Origin of the sequence: Tabrizicola sp. BL-A-41-H6, assembly GCF_050632395.1 — a bacterium.
Classification (GTDB): domain Bacteria; phylum Pseudomonadota; class Alphaproteobacteria; order Rhodobacterales; family Rhodobacteraceae; genus JAUYQR01.
In genome coordinates this window covers 3132526-3149877 of sequence record NZ_CP192600.1, presented here as the reverse complement: position 1 = coordinate 3149877, position 17352 = coordinate 3132526, and the positions used below count along the sequence as shown (strand labels likewise).

Annotated in this window: 18 protein-coding genes; 16 read left to right on the top strand and 2 right to left on the bottom strand. The window is 66.0% G+C overall.

Going from position 1 to position 17352, the window contains the following annotated elements; translation table 11 throughout:
* Window positions 1-12: 12 nt before the first annotated feature.
* Entirely contained in the window at window positions 13-369 is a 357-nt protein-coding gene (locus ACROUL_RS15400) for an ArsR/SmtB family transcription factor (protein ID WP_431300332.1), read from the bottom strand.
* 182 nt (window positions 370-551) lie between these two features.
* Between ACROUL_RS15400 and ACROUL_RS15395 the strand changes: the two genes are divergently transcribed.
* The 15 genes from ACROUL_RS15395 (at window position 552) to ACROUL_RS15325 (ending at window position 15087) form a co-directional block, all read left to right on the top strand.
* Window positions 552-1715 carry a peptidoglycan glycosyltransferase FtsW gene (locus tag ACROUL_RS15395; RefSeq protein WP_431300331.1) on the top strand — a complete coding sequence of 388 codons (1164 nt, stop codon included), beginning with the start codon at window positions 552-554 and terminating at the stop codon, window positions 1713-1715.
* Complete coding sequence (locus ACROUL_RS15390) at window positions 1715-2803, top strand: UDP-N-acetylglucosamine--N-acetylmuramyl-(pentapeptide) pyrophosphoryl-undecaprenol N-acetylglucosamine transferase (protein ID WP_431300330.1); 1089 nt, start codon at window positions 1715-1717, stop codon at window positions 2801-2803. Before ACROUL_RS15395 ends, ACROUL_RS15390 begins: the two co-directional genes overlap by 1 nt.
* Before the next feature lies 1 nt (window position 2804).
* Window positions 2805-4211: a UDP-N-acetylmuramate--L-alanine ligase gene (murC, locus tag ACROUL_RS15385; protein ID WP_431300329.1), complete on the top strand. Its 1407-nt coding sequence runs from the start codon at window positions 2805-2807 to the stop codon at window positions 4209-4211.
* A 1-nt stretch (window position 4212) separates the two neighbouring features.
* Window positions 4213-4479 (top strand): DUF2484 family protein, encoded by a 267-nt coding sequence (locus ACROUL_RS15380; RefSeq protein ID WP_431300328.1) that lies wholly within the window; start codon window positions 4213-4215, stop codon window positions 4477-4479.
* Complete coding sequence (locus tag ACROUL_RS15375) at window positions 4476-4733, top strand: DUF2484 family protein (protein ID WP_431300327.1); 258 nt, start codon at window positions 4476-4478, stop codon at window positions 4731-4733. Before ACROUL_RS15380 ends, ACROUL_RS15375 begins: the two co-directional genes overlap by 4 nt.
* Window positions 4730-5023 carry a hypothetical protein gene (locus tag ACROUL_RS15370; RefSeq protein ID WP_431300326.1) on the top strand — a complete coding sequence of 98 codons (294 nt, stop codon included), beginning with the start codon at window positions 4730-4732 and terminating at the stop codon, window positions 5021-5023. Before ACROUL_RS15375 ends, ACROUL_RS15370 begins: the two co-directional genes overlap by 4 nt.
* A gap of 53 nt (window positions 5024-5076) precedes the next feature.
* Window positions 5077-5994: a UDP-N-acetylmuramate dehydrogenase gene (murB, locus tag ACROUL_RS15365; protein WP_431301322.1), complete on the top strand. Its 918-nt coding sequence runs from the start codon at window positions 5077-5079 to the stop codon at window positions 5992-5994.
* Between the two features lie 40 nt (window positions 5995-6034).
* Complete coding sequence (locus ACROUL_RS15360) at window positions 6035-6955, top strand: D-alanine--D-alanine ligase (RefSeq protein ID WP_431300325.1); 921 nt, start codon at window positions 6035-6037, stop codon at window positions 6953-6955.
* Window positions 6943-7845, top strand: coding sequence for a cell division protein FtsQ/DivIB (locus tag ACROUL_RS15355; RefSeq protein WP_431300324.1), 903 nt, complete (start codon window positions 6943-6945; stop codon window positions 7843-7845). The genes ACROUL_RS15360 and ACROUL_RS15355 overlap by 13 nt, the downstream gene beginning before the upstream one ends.
* A complete protein-coding gene (gene ftsA / locus ACROUL_RS15350) occupies window positions 7842-9173 on the top strand; it encodes a cell division protein FtsA (RefSeq protein ID WP_431300323.1) in 1332 nt (443 codons plus the stop codon). Before ACROUL_RS15355 ends, ftsA begins: the two co-directional genes overlap by 4 nt.
* Window positions 9174-9381: 208 nt before the next feature.
* Window positions 9382-11031 carry a cell division protein FtsZ gene (ftsZ, locus tag ACROUL_RS15345; RefSeq protein ID WP_431300322.1) on the top strand — a complete coding sequence of 550 codons (1650 nt, stop codon included), beginning with the start codon at window positions 9382-9384 and terminating at the stop codon, window positions 11029-11031.
* A 190-nt stretch (window positions 11032-11221) separates the two neighbouring features.
* Complete coding sequence (gene lpxC, locus ACROUL_RS15340) at window positions 11222-12142, top strand: UDP-3-O-acyl-N-acetylglucosamine deacetylase (protein WP_431300321.1); 921 nt, start codon at window positions 11222-11224, stop codon at window positions 12140-12142.
* A 139-nt stretch (window positions 12143-12281) separates the two neighbouring features.
* Window positions 12282-13121: an outer membrane protein assembly factor BamD gene (locus ACROUL_RS15335; RefSeq protein ID WP_431300320.1), complete on the top strand. Its 840-nt coding sequence runs from the start codon at window positions 12282-12284 to the stop codon at window positions 13119-13121.
* Window positions 13122-13158: 37 nt separating this feature from the next.
* On the top strand, window positions 13159-14802 hold the full coding sequence (gene recN, locus ACROUL_RS15330; protein ID WP_431300319.1) for a DNA repair protein RecN: 1644 nt from the start codon (window positions 13159-13161) through the stop codon (window positions 14800-14802).
* Window positions 14803-14931: 129 nt separating this feature from the next.
* A complete protein-coding gene (locus ACROUL_RS15325) occupies window positions 14932-15087 on the top strand; it encodes a DUF3563 family protein (protein WP_431300318.1) in 156 nt (51 codons plus the stop codon).
* A gap of 72 nt (window positions 15088-15159) precedes the next feature.
* On the opposite strand, the gene ACROUL_RS15320 is transcribed toward ACROUL_RS15325, so the two are convergent.
* Complete coding sequence (locus tag ACROUL_RS15320) at window positions 15160-16527, bottom strand: FAD-binding oxidoreductase (protein ID WP_431300317.1); 1368 nt, start codon at window positions 16525-16527, stop codon at window positions 15160-15162.
* Window positions 16528-16644: 117 nt separating this feature from the next.
* On the opposite strand from ACROUL_RS15320, the gene purQ reads away from it, so the two are divergent.
* Complete coding sequence (purQ, locus tag ACROUL_RS15315) at window positions 16645-17313, top strand: phosphoribosylformylglycinamidine synthase subunit PurQ (RefSeq protein WP_431300316.1); 669 nt, start codon at window positions 16645-16647, stop codon at window positions 17311-17313.
* Window positions 17314-17352 lie beyond the last annotated feature (39 nt).

Genomic DNA, 17352 nt, shown 5'->3' with positions numbered 1-17352 from the left:
CGGTTTGTCCTTTCAGGTCTTGGACACGGGGCGCGTGGCCGTGGCGTCCGTGGTATCTGCGTCCATGTCGGCCAGCACATCATCCAGCCGGACATAGCGCGCCTCCCACAGCGCGCGGTATTGGCCGAGCCATTCCCACAACGCCTCCACCGCGTCGGCTTTCAGGCGGCGGGGGCGGGCGGTGCCGTCGACACGGGTTTCGATCAGCCCGGCGTCCTCTAGCACCTTGAGGTGGCGGCTGACCGCGGGCTGGCTGATCGGGAACGGGCGGGCCAGTTCTTGCACCGTCGCCTCGCCTTGCGCCAGCCGCGCGAGGATGGCGCGGCGGGTGGGGTCGGCAAGGGCCGCGAAGGCTGGATCGAGGGGCATGGCGTTTCCCAGTATATAACGAATCACTTATATAACGAATACGGGATAGAATACAGCCCCCATATTCAGCGTCCGGGCCGCGAGGATGCACTAGCCTTGCAGGCAAATTGTCGCTACTCTTCGCTCCATGACCCGGGGGTTACATCCGGGCGGGCAGAGCAGACGAAATCAGGCGGTACCCCATGACTGACATGGTCTATGGCTCCAATCCCGTTCGGGTGACGGAGCCGGTCCTTCCACGTTGGTGGCGGACGATCGACAAATGGACGCTCACCTCGGTGTTCGTGCTGTTTGGCATCGGGCTGCTTCTCGGCCTCGCCGCCTCGGTGCCATTGGCCACCCGCAACGGGCTGGAACCGTTCTACTATGTGCAGCGGCAGGCGTTCTTCGGCGTTGTCGCGCTGGTGGTGATGATCGCGATTTCGATGATGTCGCCGCCGATGGTGCGGCGGCTTGGCGTGCTGGGCTTTGCGGTGGCGATGGTCGCGCTGATGCTGCTGCCGTTCATCGGCACCGATTTCGGCAAAGGCGCAGTGCGGTGGTTCAGCTTCGGCTTCGCCTCGATCCAGCCATCCGAATTCCTCAAGCCCGGCTTCGTCATCGTCACCGCATGGCTGATCGCCGCCTCGCAGGAAATCAACAGCCCGCCTGGCAAGTCGATCTCGTTTGCCATCGCGCTGATCGTGGTGGCGTTTCTGGCGATGCAGCCCGATTTCGGGCAGGCGGCGCTGATCGTGTTTGCCTGGGGCGTGATCTATTTCGTCGGCGGCGCGCCGATGACGCTGATCGGCGTGGTGGGCGGCATCGTCACCGCCTTCGGCTTCGTGTTCTACGAATCCAGCGAACATTTCGCGCGCCGGATCGACGGCTTCCTGTCGCCTGACGTCGACCCGCGCACCCAGCTTGGATATGCGGCGAACGCCATTCAGGAGGGCGGCTTCTTCGGCGTCGGCGTGGGCGAGGGGCAGGTGAAATGGTCGCTGCCCGATGCCCATACCGACTTCATCATCGCGGTGGCGGCGGAGGAATACGGGCTGATACTCGTCCTGATCATCCTGGCACTTTACGGGGTGATCGTGGTGCGGTCGCTGATGCGGCTGGTCAAGGAGCGTGATCCCTTTACCCGGCTGGCCGGCGCGGGGCTTGCCTGCATCTTCGGCGTGCAGGCGATGATCAACATGGGCGTTGCCGTGCGTCTGTTGCCGGCCAAGGGCATGACGCTGCCGTTCGTCAGCTACGGCGGGTCGTCGGTAATTGCGGCGGGCATCACCATGGGGATGCTGCTGGCGCTGTCGCGCGCAAGGCCGCGCGGCGAGATCAGCGACATCTTCAAGCGGGGCCGTTGATGGCGCGGCTTCTGCTCATCGCGGCGGGCGGGACGGGCGGGCACATGTTCCCCGCCCAGGCCCTGGCCGAGGCGATGGTCAAGCGCGGCTGGCGGGTGAAACTGTCGACCGATGCGCGCGGCGCGCGCTATGCGGGCGGGTTTCCGGCCGAGGTGACGGTGGAGGAGGTTGGATCGGCCACCTTCGCGCGCGGGGGCATCGCGGCGAAGGCGCTGGTGCCGTTCCGCATTGCCGGGGGTATCATCGGCGCGGTCATGTCCTTCCTGCGCGACAAGCCCGACGTTGTGGTGGGCTTTGGCGGCTACCCCTCGATCCCGGCGCTGTCGGCGGCAACGCTGTTGCGGCTGCCCCGGATGATCCACGAACAGAACGGCGTCCTTGGCCGGGTGAACCAGATCTTTGCCCCGCGTGTCCACAAGGTCGCCTGCGGCACATGGCCCACCGCGCTGCCGGCGGGCGTCACGGGCGAACACACCGGCAACCCGGTGCGGCAAGCTGTCCTTGACCGTGCGGGGGCGGGCTACATTCCGCCCGGCGATTACCCGATGAGCGTTGTCGTCATTGGCGGAAGTCAGGGCGCGCGCATCCTGTCGGATGTGGTGCCCGCCGCCATCGCCGCCTTGCCAGACGCGATCCGCCGCAACCTGCGCGTGGCCCATCAGGCCCGCGCCGAAGATGCCGAACGGGTGACCGCCGCCTATGACTCGGCGGGCATCATGGCCGAGGTGCAGCCCTTCTTCACCGACATCCCGCGCCGCCTGACCGAGGCGCAACTGGTCGTCTCCCGCTCTGGCGCGTCGTCGGTTGCCGACATCTCGGTCATCGGCCGCCCGTCGATCCTGATCCCCTATGCCGCCGCGACCGGCGACCACCAGACCGCCAATGCGCGCGGGCTGGTTGACGCAGGGGGAGCCTTTTTGATCCCCGAGAAGTTGCTTGACGCGACCAGCCTCAGCGGCCACATGGCCGCAATCCTCGGCCAGCCGAAGGCAGCCGAACAGATGGCCCGCGCCGCCCTTGCGCAAGGCCGCCCCGATGCGACAGAGCGCCTTGCAGCCCTCGTCCAAGACCTCGTGAAGGAGGCATGACATGAACGCCGCAACCAAATTGCCGATGGAACTTGGCCCGATCCATTTCGTCGGGATCGGTGGCATCGGAATGTCGGGCATCGCCGAAGTGCTGATGACCCTTGGCTACCGGGTACAGGGATCGGACGCGAAAGCGTCGAAGATCACCGACCGGCTGGTGAAGCTGGGCGCCACCTTCTTTGAAGGTCAGGCCGCCGAAAACATCGGCGATGCGGCTGTGGTGGTGATCTCTTCCGCCATCAAGAAGGGCAACCCGGAACTGGAAGAAGCGCGCCGCCGCAAGCTGCCGGTGGTGCGCCGGGCCGAGATGCTTGCCGAACTTATGCGGCTGCGATCGAACATCGCCATCGCGGGAACGCATGGCAAAACTACGACCACGACAATGGTTGCTACGCTTCTGGACAAGGGCGGGTTTGATCCAACCGTGATCAACGGAGGGGTTATCCATGCCTATGGCTCGAACGCCCGCGCCGGGGCAGGGGAGTGGATGGTGGTCGAGGCGGACGAGTCCGACGGCAGCTTCAACCGCTTGCCCGCGACCATCGCCATCGTGACCAACATCGACCCCGAGCATATGGAACATTGGGGCACCTTCGATGCCCTTCGCAAAGGCTTTTACGATTTCGTGTCGAACATCCCGTTCTACGGCCTTGCGGTCTGCTGCACCGACCACCCGGAGGTGCAGGCGCTGGTCGGGCGCGTCACCGACCGCCGCATCGTGACCTTCGGTTTCAACGCGCAGGCCGATGTGCGGGCGCAGAACCTGACCTACGTCAACGGCGTCGCGCATTTCGATGTGGCGTTGCAGGCCGAAAACACCGTGATCGAAGGCTGCACCCTGCCGATGCCCGGCGATCACAACGTGTCGAACGCGCTTTCGGCAATCGCTGTCGCCCGCCACCTTGGCATGAAAAAGGACGAGATCCGCGAAGCCTTGGCCAGTTTCGGCGGCGTCAACCGTCGCTTCACCCGCGTAGGCGAGGTGAACGGTGTGACGATCATCGACGATTACGGCCATCACCCGGTTGAAATCGCCGCCGTGCTGAAGGCGGCGCGGCAGGCGACCAAGGGGCGGATCATCGCCGTCCACCAGCCGCACCGCTATACCCGTCTGTCCAGCCTGTTCGACGATTTCTGCACCTGCTTCAACGAGGCGGATGTGGTCGCCATCGCCGATGTCTATGCCGCCGGCGAAGACCCCATCCCCGGTGCCAGCCGTGACGATCTGGTGGCGGGTCTCATCGCCCACGGCCACCGCCACGCCCGCGCACTGCTTGACGAGGCTGATCTGGCGCGTCTCGTGCGCGAACAGGCGCGGCCCGGTGACATGGTGGTGTGTCTTGGCGCGGGCACGATTTCCGCTTGGGCCAACAACCTGCCCGCCAAGCTGATGGGGCAGGCGGCCTGAGATGAGCACGCCCCTTGTCCTTGGCTGCTTCTGGATCATCGCCGCCGCCATCGTGGCGATGCTGCCGATGAAACGCCAGATGCTGCCGGGCATGGCGCTGTTGGTGGCCGCCCCGGTCCTCTTGGTGTGGATCGCCTACGCGCATGGCTGGATATGGCTGGCGCTGGGCCTCTTCGCCTTCCTGTCGATGTTCCGCAACCCGCTCCTTTATTTCGTGCGCCGCGCGCTTGGCCGCCCCGCCGATCTGCCGCCGGAGTTGCGCAAATGATGCTGCCGCTGGCCTTGTGCCTTGTCTGGCTGGTGTTGGCGAACCTGATCGCAATGTTCCCGTCGCGCGATCACCATTGGCGCGCGGCCTATGTGCTGATCGCGCTGGGTATCCCGCTTCTGGGCTGGGTCACTTATGAACACGGGCCGATCATCGGCATCGCCGTGCTTGCCGCCGGGGCGTCGATCCTGCGCTGGCCACTGGTGTTCTTCTGGCGCTGGGTGCGGTCGCGCATCGGGTCGCGCGAGGGATGATGTCGGGCAGCCTGATCCCGATGGCTGTGGCTGCGGCGGTGTTCGTGGCGGCGGTGGTGGCGCTGGCGTGCTGGTATGTGGCGGCGCGGCTGGGCCAGGGGTGGGCGATGGCCCTGCCGCTGGTCGCCTTGGCCGGGTTTGTGCTGACGGTCTGGGAACGGGTCGACGCGACGCTGGCCGAGGGGCTGGGGTTCTTGGCGCTTTGCGCGATCGTCGCCGCGCCCATCCTGATCGGTGCCGCGATCGGCATCGGGCTTTACCGCTGGCGCCGCAAGTCTGCCGCGCGCTGACCCACCCCTTGCCTGACCGCGACCCCACCGCTACCAAGGCCCGCATGACCGACATGCCCACCCCTCGCGGCACCCTGACGCCCGACCGCCCGCTTGCCGACCTGACGTGGCTGCGCGTCGGCGGGCCAGCGGATTGGCTGTTCCAACCGGCGGACGAGGCTGATCTGTCGGCCTTCCTCGCCGCGCTCGACCCTGCCGTGCCGGTGTTTCCGATGGGCGTCGGATCGAACCTGATCGTCCGCGATGGCGGTATCAGGGCCGTGGTTATCCGGCTTGGCCGCGGCTTCAACACGATTTCGGTGGCGGGCGATAGCGTTACCGCAGGTGCCGCAGCACTTGACGCGCATGTGGCGAAAAAGGCCGCCGAGGCGGGGCTGGACCTGACGTTCCTGCGCACCATTCCCGGTTCCATCGGCGGCGCGGTGCGGATGAATGCGGGCTGCTACGGGTCGTATGTCTCCGACCACCTGATTTCTGCCCGCGTGATCCTGCGCGACGGGCAGATCGTCGACCTGCCCGCCGCTGACCTGCACCTTGCATACCGCCAAAGCACCTTGCCCGACGGCGCCGTGATCGTCGCCGCCACCTTCCGCGCCGATAAAGGCGACCCTTCGGCGCTGGAGGCGCGGATGGCCGACCAGATCGCCAAGCGCGACGCGAGCCAACCGACCAGGGACCGCAGCGCCGGATCGACCTTTCGCAATCCGGCCGGGTTCTCCTCCACGGGCCGGGCCGATGACAGCCACGAACTGAAGGCCTGGAAAGTGATCGACGACGCCGGTTTGCGCGGTGCGACCCTTGGCGGGGCGCAGATGTCGCCCAAGCATTCCAATTTTCTGATCAACATAGGGGGTGCCACCGCCGCCGATCTGGAAAATCTGGGGGAGGACGTGCGAAAAAGGGTTTTCCAACAGAGCGGTATCACGCTAGAGTGGGAAATCATGCGGGTAGGCGAACGCCTGCAGGAATAACAAATATCACGGGCCACCAAAGGTCCGGATGAGGCAGTAAATGGCGGGTGCATCGAGCGGGATGCCCTCCAGAGTGGCGGTGTTGATGGGTGGACCTTCCGCAGAGCGGGAAGTGTCACTTGTCTCTGGGCATGAATGTGCCAAGGCCCTCAGGGTGGCGGGGTATGAGGTGGTCGAGGTCGATTGCGACCGCGACCTTCCCGCACGTTTGTCTGCCATCAAGCCCGATGTCTGTTTCAACGCGCTGCATGGCCGCTGGGGCGAAGATGGCTGCGTGCAGGGCATGCTGGAATGGCTGGGCCTGCCCTACACCCATTCAGGCGTGCTGGCCTCGGCGCTGGCGATGGACAAGGCGAAATCCAAGGAAGTCTACGCCGCCGCCGGCCTGCCGATCGTGACCAGCGTGCTGGCCACCCGCGAGGCGGTCGAGGCCGGGCATGTCCTGCCGCCGCCCTATGTGGTCAAGCCGAACAACGAAGGCTCGTCGGTCGGCGTCTATATTGTCCGTGAGGGCGCCAACGCCCCGCGTCTGGCGGCGACGATGCCCGCCACCGTGATGGTCGAAACCTACGCGCCGGGGCGCGAATTGACGACCACCGTGATGGGCGACCGCGCGCTTGGCGTGACCGACATCATCACCGACGGCTGGTATGACTATGATGCCAAATACAAACCCGGCGGCAGCCGCCACGAATGCCCCGCAAACATCCCCGCCGAGATCGAGGCAGCCTGCCTTGACTACGCGCTGCGCGCCCATGCCGCCCTTGGCTGCCGTGGCGTCAGCCGCACCGACTTTCGCTGGGACGAAGCGCGCGGATTGGCAGGGCTGATCCTGTTGGAAACCAACACCCAGCCCGGCATGACGCCCACCTCGCTTGCCCCCGAACAGGCGGCGATGCGTGGCATCGGCTTTCCGGAGTTTTGCGACTGGATGGTGAGGGACGCATCATGCAACCGTTGACCGCGCGGCGCGAACGCGCGCAAAGCCGCACCCTGCGCGACCCGGCGCCCAGCCGCTGGGCCTACCGCCTGCAACGCGTGATGCTGACGCCGCATCTGCGGATGCTGATCCGCACCGGCCTGCCGACCTTTGCCGTCCTTGGCGCGGTGGCGCTGTTCTTTGCGCATGAACCGAACCGGGCGGCGGTGATCAACACCTTCACCAACCTGCGCGACCAGTTCGAGGATCGCCCCGAATTCCGCGTCTCGCTTGCCCGGATCGAAGGCGCGTCTGATGATCTGGCCGAGGCGGTGCGCGCGCGGCTTGAGATCCAGCTGCCGCAATCGTCGTTCGACATCGACCTTGATGCCGCCCGCCACCGGATCGAGGCGCTGGATGCGGTCAAGCAGGCCGAACTGCGCGTCCGGTCGGGCGGGGTATTGCAGGTGCTGATCACCGAGCGCGTCCCCGTCGCCGTCTGGCGCACCGAAGACGGGCTGACCCTGCTGGATGACACCGGCCACCGCGTTGCGGGGCTTGTGGCGCGCACCGACCGCCCCGATCTGCCGCTGATCGCCGGAACAGGTGCTGATACCGCCACACCCGAGGCGCTGGACCTGATCGCCGCCGCCGGCCCGCTGGAGCCGCGCATCCGCGGCGTGGTGCGGATGGGCGAACGGCGCTGGGATATCGTGCTTGACCGCGACCAGCGCATCATGCTGCCCGAAAAGAACCCCGTCCGTGCGCTCGAACGCCTGCTGGCGCTTGACCATGTGCAAGACATCATGAACCGCGACCTTACCGCCATCGACCTGCGTATCGACCACCGCCCGGTCCTGCGCCTCACCCCATACGCCCTCGGCCAGATGCGTCAGGCCCAAGGCATAGACACCGTGGAGAACGAACTGTGACCGATCTCTATACTTCGCAACGAGCGATGCGGAACATGCGCAAGGCTGCCATGCAGCGCGGCGTGATCGCCATTCTGGACGTCGGCACATCAAAGATCGCCTGTCTGATCCTGCGCTTTGACGGGCCGGACATGCGCGAACAGGAAGGCGTCGGGCCGATGGCGGGGCAAAGCCAGTTCCGCGTGATCGGTGCGGCGACCACCCGGTCGCGCGGTGTGCGCTTTGGCGAGATTTCGGTGATGAACGAGACGGAGCGCGCGATCCGCACCGCCGTGCAGGCCGCGCAGAAAATGGCCAACGTCCGTGTCGATCATGTCATCGCCTGCTTTGCCGGGGCCGAACCGCGCAGCTATGGCCTTGTCGGTGAACATGAATTGCAGGATTCGGTCGTTACCGAACAGGACGTGGCCCGCGCCCTCGCCGCCTGCGACGTGCCCGACATCGGCCCGGGGCGCGAGGTGTTGCACGCCCAGCCGGTGAACTTCGCGCTGGATCACCGGTCGGGTCTTGGCGACCCGCGCGGCCAGATCGGCAACAAGCTTTCCTGTGACATGCACCTGCTGTCGGTCGACGGCGATGTGGTGCAGAACCTTCTGTACTGCATCAAGCGCTGCGACCTTGAACTCGCCGGCATCGCGTCGTCGGCCTATGTCTCGGGCATCTCCAGCCTCGTCGAGGACGAGCAGGAATTGGGCGCCGCCTGCATCGACATGGGCGGCGGGGCCACGGGCCTGTCGGTGTTCATGAAGAAACACATGATCTACGCCGATAGCGTGCGGATGGGCGGCGATCACGTCACCTCCGACATCTCCAAAGGCCTGCAAATCCCGGTCACCACCGCCGAACGCATCAAGACACGCCACGGCGGTCTTTACGCCACCGGCATGGACGACCGCGAGATGATCGACATCGGCGGGGACTCAGGCGACTGGGAAAAGGACCGCCGCCAGATCAGCCGGACCGAACTGATCGGCATCATGCGCCCCCGTGTCGAGGAAATACTTGAAGAAGTCCGTGCCCGGCTTGACGTGGCGGGTTTCGATCACCTGCCCAGCCAGCAGATCGTGCTGACCGGCGGCGGCAGCCAGATCCCCGGCCTTGACGGGCTTGCGTCCCGCATCCTTGGCCAGCGCGTCCGCCTTGGCCGCCCGCTCCGTGTTCAAGGCCTGCCACAGGCGGCGACAGGGGCCGCATTTGCCAGCGCCGTGGGGCTGTGCCTGTTCGCCGCGCACCCGCAGGACGAGTGGTGGGATTTCGAGATCCCGGCCGAACGCTACCCCGCAAGGTCGCTCAGAAGGGCCGTCAAATGGTTCAAGGACAACTGGTAACCGCAACATGCGGATACACCGCCCAGATAACGGCGGATATGCGCAACAAACCCCCATATTTTGGGGAGTTTGAGGTTTTTCCGCGTGACCTTTGGTCACTTTGTGGATAGATTCGGGGATAAGTCGGCCTTTACGCGCCCGGGACAGGCGATTCCGAAGGTTTGGCAACAGAACGCGGCGTCATAAAAAAACGGACAGGCAACAATCCATGGCACTCAATCTGACGATGACCAACGAGCGTGAAGAGCTGAAGCCGCGTATCACGGTGTTCGGTGTGGGCGGGGCGGGTGGCAACGCCGTCAACAACATGATCGACAAGAACCTCGAAGGGGTCGAGTTCGTCGTGGCCAACACCGATGCCCAGGCGCTGCAGCAAAGCCGCGCGCACAGCCGCATCCAGATTGGCGTCAAGGTCACCGAAGGTCTTGGCGCAGGCGCGCGCCCCTCGGTCGGTGCCGCCGCTGCCGAAGAAACCATCGAAGAGATCGTAGATCATCTGGCGGGCGCGCACATGTGCTTCATCACCGCCGGCATGGGCGGCGGCACCGGCACCGGTGCGGCCCCGATCATCGCGCAAGCCGCGCGTGAATTGGGTGTGCTGACCGTTGGCGTCGTGACCAAGCCCTTCCAGTTCGAAGGCGGCAAACGGATGCGTCAGGCCGAAGAGGGCATCGACGCGCTGCAAAAGGTCGTCGACACGCTGATCATCATTCCGAACCAGAACCTGTTCCGGCTGGCCAACGAACGCACCACCTTTACCGAAGCCTTCGCGATGGCCGATGACGTGCTTTATCAGGGCGTCAAGGGTGTCACCGACCTGATGGTGCGGCCCGGCCTGATCAACCTCGATTTCGCCGACGTCCGCGCCGTGATGGACGAGATGGGCAAGGCGATGATGGGCACCGGCGAAGCCACCGGCGACGACCGCGCAATCCAGGCCGCCGAAAAGGCCATTGCCAACCCGCTTCTGGACGAAATCAGCCTGCACGGCGCCAAGGGTGTGCTGATCAACATCACCGGCGGCCATGACCTGACGCTGTTCGAACTGGACGAAGCCGCGAACATCATCCGCGAAAAGGTCGATCCCGACGCTAACATCATCGTCGGTTCCACGCTGGATACCTCGATGGAGGGCCGCCTGAGGGTTTCTGTCGTCGCCACCGGCATCGACGCGACCGCCGCGTCGCGCGCCGAAATGCCGGTTGCCCGTCGCTCGATGGCAGCACCGCTGACGCTGAACCCGGCACCGGTCGAACAGCCGCGCGCCCAGGCACCTCAGTATGTTCCGCAGCCGGCTCCCGTGGCCGCCGCCCCGGTCGAAACCCCGGTTATGGCCGCGCAGGACATGGACGACGGCGACGCCGATCTTTTCGACGCGATGAACGCTGGCCGTGACGATGTGGTCGCCAACGACGGCCTGCCGCCCCCGGCTTACCGGCCGCAGACGGCGGCCCCCGCAGTTCGCACCGTTGCCGCCTCGATCGAGGCTGATCCGGGTGAATTCGTGGCACCACGCCCGCGCGTCGCCGGTCAACCCTCGCCCGAGGCGCTGGCCCGCCTGCAAGCCGCCGTCAGCCGCGCGCCGACCAACGCCCGCCCGGCTGCAGCATCCGTCGCCCGCCCGATGGCAGCGCCCGCCGCGGCCACTGCCGCTGCTGCTGCCGGGCAGAAGGCCCGCTTCGGCATCGGCTCGCTGATCAACCGCATGGCCGGCCATCTGGAAACCGCCACCGACCGTCCGACCCAGCAGGTTGCCCGCCAGCAGCCCCCCGTCACAGCCTACGACGACGAGGCTGAACCCAGCGCAGATCAGGAACGCATTGAAATTCCAGCCTTCCTGCGCCGTCAGGCGAACTGAGAAAAGCTGTAACATATCGTGCGAAAGGCCCGGTTATCCGGGCCTTTTCTTTTTGCAATCAATGATTTGGCGGAACGAAGCCAGCTGTCACATACCGTTACAATGTGTGAGTTGAGCTTTAAGGGTTCCTTGTCTACTTCATCACCGGAAGGGCCGCGGCACTGTATCGCGTTCCATGAGAGGTCAGACGTTGCAGAACACCCTGAAAAGCGCGGTTACATTTACCGGCACTGGCCTGCACAGCGGTGCGCCGGTTCGCATGGTGGTGCGTCCGGCCTCGGCTGATTACGGGATCTGGTTCCGCCGCACCGACGTGACCGACCGTGACGCGATGGTCCCGGCCCGCTGGGATGCCGTGGTGCCGTCCAAGCTGTGCACCCTTGTCGAAAACGCTGCCGGCGTGTCGGTCTCTACCATCGAACACATCATGGCCGCGCTGGCCGGTTCCGCCATCCACAACGCGCTGATCGAAATCGACGGCCCCGAGGTTCCGATCCTCGATGGCTCCGCGATGCCTTTCGTGCAGGCGTTCATCCTGCGCGGCATCCGCGAACAGTTCGCCCCGGTGCGTGCTATCCGCGTGCAGAAATCGGTCGAAGTGCGCGACGGCGACGCCATCGCCCGCCTCGACCCCGCCGACATGCTTGAAATCGACTTCCGCATCTCGTTCACCGATGCCGCGATCGGCACGCAAAGCCGCCGGCTGAACATGGCCAATGGGGCCTTCGTGCGCGAACTTTCCGACAGCCGCACGTTTTGCCGTCAGGCCGATGTCGATGCAATGCGCGAACGAGGGCTTGCCCTTGGCGGCACGCTGGAAAACGCCGTGGTGTTTGAAGGCGCCGATGTGCTTTCGCCCGGCGGTCTGCGTCACGCCGACGAACCGGTGCGCCACAAGATGCTCGACGCCGTAGGCGATCTTGCGCTTGCCGGTGGCCCGATCCTTGGCCGCTACACCGGCGACCGCGCGGGTCACGCGCTGACCAACCGCCTCTTGCGCGCACTTTTCGCCGATCCCGAGGCGTTTCGCCTTGTAGATTGCGGCCCGCAGACCGTGGGCAAACTGCCCGGCGTCGGCGTGCATCGCGGTGATCTTCCGGTGCATGCCTGACTTCACGCGATCGGGTCCGCCGCGCAGCGAAAGGCGTTTTGCGCCCCGGATTTATCTGTGCTAGGACACATGCAAATCGCCTCAACGGTGTGCCCTGAAAGGGGCCCGGACAGGGGCAGCAGGTTTGGATAGGCGGAACATGGCAGGCGGCAGGTCGGGCGCAGGTTTCCTAATCGCAGCGCTTATGGTTGCATCTCTGGCTGGCTGTGCTGGCGGGACCAATGAGCGTGCGCTGGACACTTACACGGCCGAGGAAATCTACAAGAAGGGCGAGCTGGAGCTTGAAACCGGCAAGAAGCCGAAAGACGCCCTGATCTATTTCCAGGAGGTGGAGCGGCTTTACCCCTACACCGAATATGCCAAGCGCGCCCTGATCATGCAGGCATTCACCCACCACAAGGCCAAGGAATACGAAGAGGCCCGCGCCGCCTCGCAGCGCTTCCTCGACTTCTACCCCGGCGACGAGGACGCGCCCTATGCGCTCTACCTCATGGCGCTCAGCTATTACGACCAGATCGACGAGGTCGGTCGCGATCAGGGTCTTACCTTCCAGGCGCTGCAAGGTATGCGCGACGTGATCGAAACCTACCCCGACAGCGAATATTCTCGCTCGGCGATCCTGAAGTTCGACCTTGCTTTCGACCAGCTTGCCGCGAAAGAGATGGAGATCGGTCGCTTCTACCTCAAACGCCGGCACTACACCGCCGCGATCAACCGCTTCCGCACCGTCGTGCAGGATTTCCAGACCACCAGCCACACGCCCGAAGCGCTGCACCGCCTGACCGAAGCCTACCTCGCGCTTGGCCTGACCGACGAGGCGCAAACCTCGGCCGCGATCCTTGGTTACAACTACCGGTCGTCGCCATTCTACGATGACAGCTTCCGTCTGTTGAAGGGCCGTGGTCTCAGCCCCGAGGCAAAGGGCGAGGGCTGGCTGAACACCATCTACAGCCAGATGGTCAAGGGCGAATGGTTGTGACCCGGATGGGCGCAGCGCCCATCCATGCGGGGCTGCAATGCTGATCTCCCTCGATATCCGCGATGTGCTGATCATCGACCGGCTGTCGCTGGACCTTGGCCCCGGCCTCAACGTGCTGACCGGCGAAACCGGGGCCGGCAAGTCGATCCTTCTGGATGCGCTCGGCTTCGTCCTTGGCTGGCGGGGCAGGGCGGAACTTGTGCGTCAGGGGGCGGCGCAAGGCGAAGTGACCGCCGTGTTCGACCTTCCCCCCGGCCACGCCGCCCATGCCGTGCTGGCGGAAGCCGGGATCGAGGCCGAGGGCGAGGTGATCCTGCGTCGTGTCAACTTTGCCGATGGCCGCAAGACCGCCTGGATCAACGACCGCCGCGTCTCGGGCGAGGTGTTGCGCGACCTGTCGGACCACCTCGTCGAACTTCACGGCCAGCATGATGACCGCGGCCTCTTGAACCCCCGCGGCCACCGCGCCCTTCTCGACGCCTACGCGGGCCTCGACCTTGCCCCCCTGCGCGCTGCATGGGTCGCGCAACGCACCGCCCGCACCGCGCTGGCCGAGGCAGAGGCGACCCTCGCCCGCGCCGCCGCCGAAGAGGAATACCTGCGCCACGCGGTGACCGAACTTGACAAGCTGAACCCCGAACCCGGCGAGGATGCCAGCCTCGACGCCCGCCGCCGCTTGATGCAAGGCGCCGCCCGCATCCGCGAAGACGTGGCCAAGGCGCTGGCGGCCCTGTCCGAAGACGGTGCCGAAGGCCGGATGCGCGATGCGATGCGCTGGCTGGAAGGTGCCGCCGACAAGGCCGAGGGTGCGCTGGAACCGGCGCTTGCAGCCCTGAACCGCGCCCTGATCGAACTTTCCGATGCGCAGGCCGGGGTCGAAGCCACGCTCCACTCCCTCGACTTCAACCCAGCCGAGCTTGAAGCCGCCGAAGAACGCCTGTTCGCGATTCGCGCCCTTGCCCGCAAGCATGGCCAGATACCCGACGAGCTTGGCAGTTTTGCCGCCGCGCTCCGCGCCCGCCTTGCGGCCATCGACGGCGGCACCGCAGGCCTTGCGCGCCTGCAAAAATCACTGACCGAGGCCGAGGCCGCCTACAGCGCCGAGGCCGCCCGCATCAGCACCGCCCGCCGCGCCGCCGCCATTCGGCTTGATGCTGCGATGGCCGCCGAACTCGCGCCCCTGAAGATGGAGCGTGCGGTGTTCGCCACCGAATTCGCGCCCGGCGAACCGGGGCCCGAGGGCACCGATGCTGTCACCTTCACCGTCGCCACCAACCCCGGCGCGCCCTCGGGTGCGCTGAACCGCATCGCCTCGGGCGGCGAACTCAGCCGCTTTCTTCTGGCTCTCAAGGTCTGCCTTACCGGCGACACCCCCGGCCAGACCCTGATCTTCGACGAGATCGACCGTGGCGTCGGTGGTGCTACCGCCGATGCCGTCGGCCGGCGCCTGAAGGCCCTCGCGCAAGGCGCACAAGTGCTGGTCGTCACCCACTCGCCACAAGTCGCGGCGTTCGGCGCGCAGCACTGGCGGGTTGAAAAGCGGGTGGCGAATGATCAGACGCTGTCCACCGTCACCGCGCTCGACGCGCCGGCAAGGGTCGAGGAAATCGCCCGAATGCTTGCCGGCGACACGATAACCGAAGCCGCCCGCGCGGCGGCCAAGGCCCTGCTGCAAACCTAGGCGATCTGCCCGTTTGTTACGGCAAAATGACACGACCTATGCGCCAGGCGCATGACGGCACTTCCCGATCAGGCCTATGATGCTGCGCTGCGGCATCCTATCTTTGCCTCACAAGGAAAAGGTAAGCCCATGTTGAACTTCATCAAAACCGCCCTGCGCAACTTCCCTTCGGTCCGCGAAGTGGAACGCGATTACCTCAATGCCGCCGTCTCGCGCTACGATCTGGAACGCCGCCAGCGCGAGGTCGACAACGGCCTCTTCCGCCGCTCCGGCTTCGATCACTGACGCCACGCCGCCTTCAACTTTGACCAAACATCCGCCCCCCAAGGGGCGGACGGCTCCGCAAGATACCAGTGGTCAGGGCACGACCTTGCCGGGGTTCATCACCCCCAACGGGTCCAGCGTCCGCTTGATCTCGCCCATCACATCCCAGCCCGCACCATGCTCGGCCGCCATGTAGGGGCGTTTGCCAAAGCCCACGCCATGCTCGCCGGTGATGGTGCCGCCCAAGCGCAGCGCGCGTTCGGCCATCTGCCCGGCCAGCGCCTTGGCGGTGGCAATCTCGCCCGCGCTTGCAGGATCGACCATCAGGATCGCGTGGAAATTACCGTCGCCCACATGTCCGAGGATCGGCCCCGGAATGCCTGACGCGGCAATATCCGCCCGCGTCTCCGCCACCGCCGCCGCCAGCGCGGAAATTGGCACGCAGACATCGGTCACGATCGCCCTGCACCCGGGGCGCGAGGCCAGAATCGCCCGATAGGCATCGTGGCGCAGTTTCCACAGCCGGCTGCGATCCTCCTGCCGCTCGGCCCAGGCGAAATTTTCCGCCCCGAACAGCCCCGCCACTTCCTGAAACCGCCGCACATCCTCGGCCACGCCCACCGGGTGGCCGTGAAACTCCAGCAGAAGTTGCGGTGCCAAGGGCAGGCTGCCGCCCGAATAGGCGTTGCAGGCCGCGACCGTCGCCTCGTCCAGAAACTCGATCCGCGCCATCGGAATGCCCGACTGGATCGTGGCGATCACGCAGTCGACCGTCGCGGCGATGGTCGGAAACGCCGCCACCGCCGCCATTACTGCCTCGGGCTGGCCATGTAGCCGCAGGGTCAGCTCGGTGATCAGCCCCAGCGTGCCTTCCGACCCCACGAACAGCGCCGTCAGGTCATAGCCCGACGCCGATTTCGGCGCAGCCGTCCCGGTGCGGATCACCCGGCCATCGGCCAGCACCACCTCCAGCCCGCGCACATTGTCGCGCATCGTGCCGTAGCGCACCGCCGTCGTCCCCGACGCCCGCGTCGCTGCCATCCCGCCTATCGAGGCGTTGGCGCCGGGATCGACCGGAAAGAACAGCCCCGTTGCGCGCAATTCGGTGTTCAGCGCTTCGCGCGTCAACCCCGGCTGCACCCGCACCAACCGATCCTCGGCCGCCACGTCCAGCACCGCCGCCATGTCGCGGAAATCGACCACAATGCCGCCCGCAACCGCCAGCGCGTGCCCCTCCAGCGACGTGCCCGCCCCCCAGCCGATCAGCGGCACCCGATGCCGCCCGCCCCACACCGCCAACTGCGCAACCTCACCTGTCGTGCGGGGGAACACGACCGCATCCGGCAGCCCCGCCGTGACCAGACTTTCGCTCTGCCCATGCGCCTCGCGCACCGGCATCGACAGCGAAAGCCGATCCCCGAACAGGGCGGCAAGATCGGATCGGGCAGCGTCGTTGAACATCGCCACAGCCTAAGCGGTTTGCCGGTGCTGGCAAGCCTAGCAAACGCCTGCCGCCTCTGGCCCTTTGCCGCGCCCTGCGCTATTGAGGCGCCATCCAACGCCAGCCTCGGAGGGGCCATGAAAGCCGCCGTCGTCACCTTCCCCGGATCGAACTGCGACCGTGACCTCGCCGTGGCCTTCGAGGCCGCCGGATTCGAGGTTGCCCGCGTCTGGCACAAGGACACCACCCTGCCAGCGGGCGTCGACGTGGTCGGCATCCCCGGCGGGTTTTCCTTTGGCGATTACCTGCGCTGCGGCGCCATCGCCGCGCAGTCGCCAATCGGGGCCGCCGTGCGTGCCCACGCTGATCGCGGCGGCTTTGCCATCGGCATCTGCAACGGCTTTCAGGTCCTGACCGAGATGGGCCTGCTGCCCGGCGTCCTGATGCGCAACGCGGGCCTCAAGTTCGTCTGCCGCAGCGTCACGCTGACCGTGGCCACCACGGCCAGCCCCTTCACGCAAAGCTACACCGCAGGCCAGCAGATCCGCATCCCGATCGCGCATCACGACGGCAATTACACCATCGACGACGCGGGCCTGCAGCGCCTGAAGGCCGAGGATCGCATCGCCTTCACCTACGTCGCCAACCCAAACGGCTCGATGGCCGACATCGCGGGCGTGCTGTCTGCGAACCGCCGAGTTCTGGGCATGATGCCGCATCCGGAACGCGCCATCGACCCGGCACTGGGCGGCGCGGACGGGCAGGGCGTCTTTGCCTCGCTGATGCGCGGGATGGCGCTGGCCTGACCGTCATCCGCTTGAGGCCGTATCAACCGGGCCATACTC

Coding starts and splice junctions, on each gene's coding strand:
- ACROUL_RS15380 (WP_431300328.1), top strand. CDS start 4,213: ATGAGCACGCCCCTTGTCCTTGGCTGCTTCTGGATCATCGCCGCCGCC.
- ACROUL_RS15335 (WP_431300320.1), top strand. CDS start 12,282: ATGGCAGGCGGCAGGTCGGGCGCAGGTTTCCTAATCGCAGCGCTTATG.
- murC (WP_431300329.1), top strand. CDS start 2,805: ATGAACGCCGCAACCAAATTGCCGATGGAACTTGGCCCGATCCATTTC.
- ACROUL_RS15325 (WP_431300318.1), top strand. CDS start 14,932: ATGTTGAACTTCATCAAAACCGCCCTGCGCAACTTCCCTTCGGTCCGC.
- ACROUL_RS15360 (WP_431300325.1), top strand. CDS start 6,035: ATGGCGGGTGCATCGAGCGGGATGCCCTCCAGAGTGGCGGTGTTGATG.
- ACROUL_RS15375 (WP_431300327.1), top strand. CDS start 4,476: ATGATGCTGCCGCTGGCCTTGTGCCTTGTCTGGCTGGTGTTGGCGAAC.
- ftsZ (WP_431300322.1), top strand. CDS start 9,382: ATGGCACTCAATCTGACGATGACCAACGAGCGTGAAGAGCTGAAGCCG.
- ACROUL_RS15400 (WP_431300332.1), bottom strand. CDS start 369: ATGCCCCTCGATCCAGCCTTCGCGGCCCTTGCCGACCCCACCCGCCGC.
- ACROUL_RS15395 (WP_431300331.1), top strand. CDS start 552: ATGACTGACATGGTCTATGGCTCCAATCCCGTTCGGGTGACGGAGCCG.
- ACROUL_RS15390 (WP_431300330.1), top strand. CDS start 1,715: ATGGCGCGGCTTCTGCTCATCGCGGCGGGCGGGACGGGCGGGCACATG.
- ACROUL_RS15320 (WP_431300317.1), bottom strand. CDS start 16,527: ATGTTCAACGACGCTGCCCGATCCGATCTTGCCGCCCTGTTCGGGGAT.
- ACROUL_RS15370 (WP_431300326.1), top strand. CDS start 4,730: ATGATGTCGGGCAGCCTGATCCCGATGGCTGTGGCTGCGGCGGTGTTC.
- ACROUL_RS15355 (WP_431300324.1), top strand. CDS start 6,943: ATGCAACCGTTGACCGCGCGGCGCGAACGCGCGCAAAGCCGCACCCTG.
- purQ (WP_431300316.1), top strand. CDS start 16,645: ATGAAAGCCGCCGTCGTCACCTTCCCCGGATCGAACTGCGACCGTGAC.
- recN (WP_431300319.1), top strand. CDS start 13,159: ATGCTGATCTCCCTCGATATCCGCGATGTGCTGATCATCGACCGGCTG.
- murB (WP_431301322.1), top strand. CDS start 5,077: ATGCCCACCCCTCGCGGCACCCTGACGCCCGACCGCCCGCTTGCCGAC.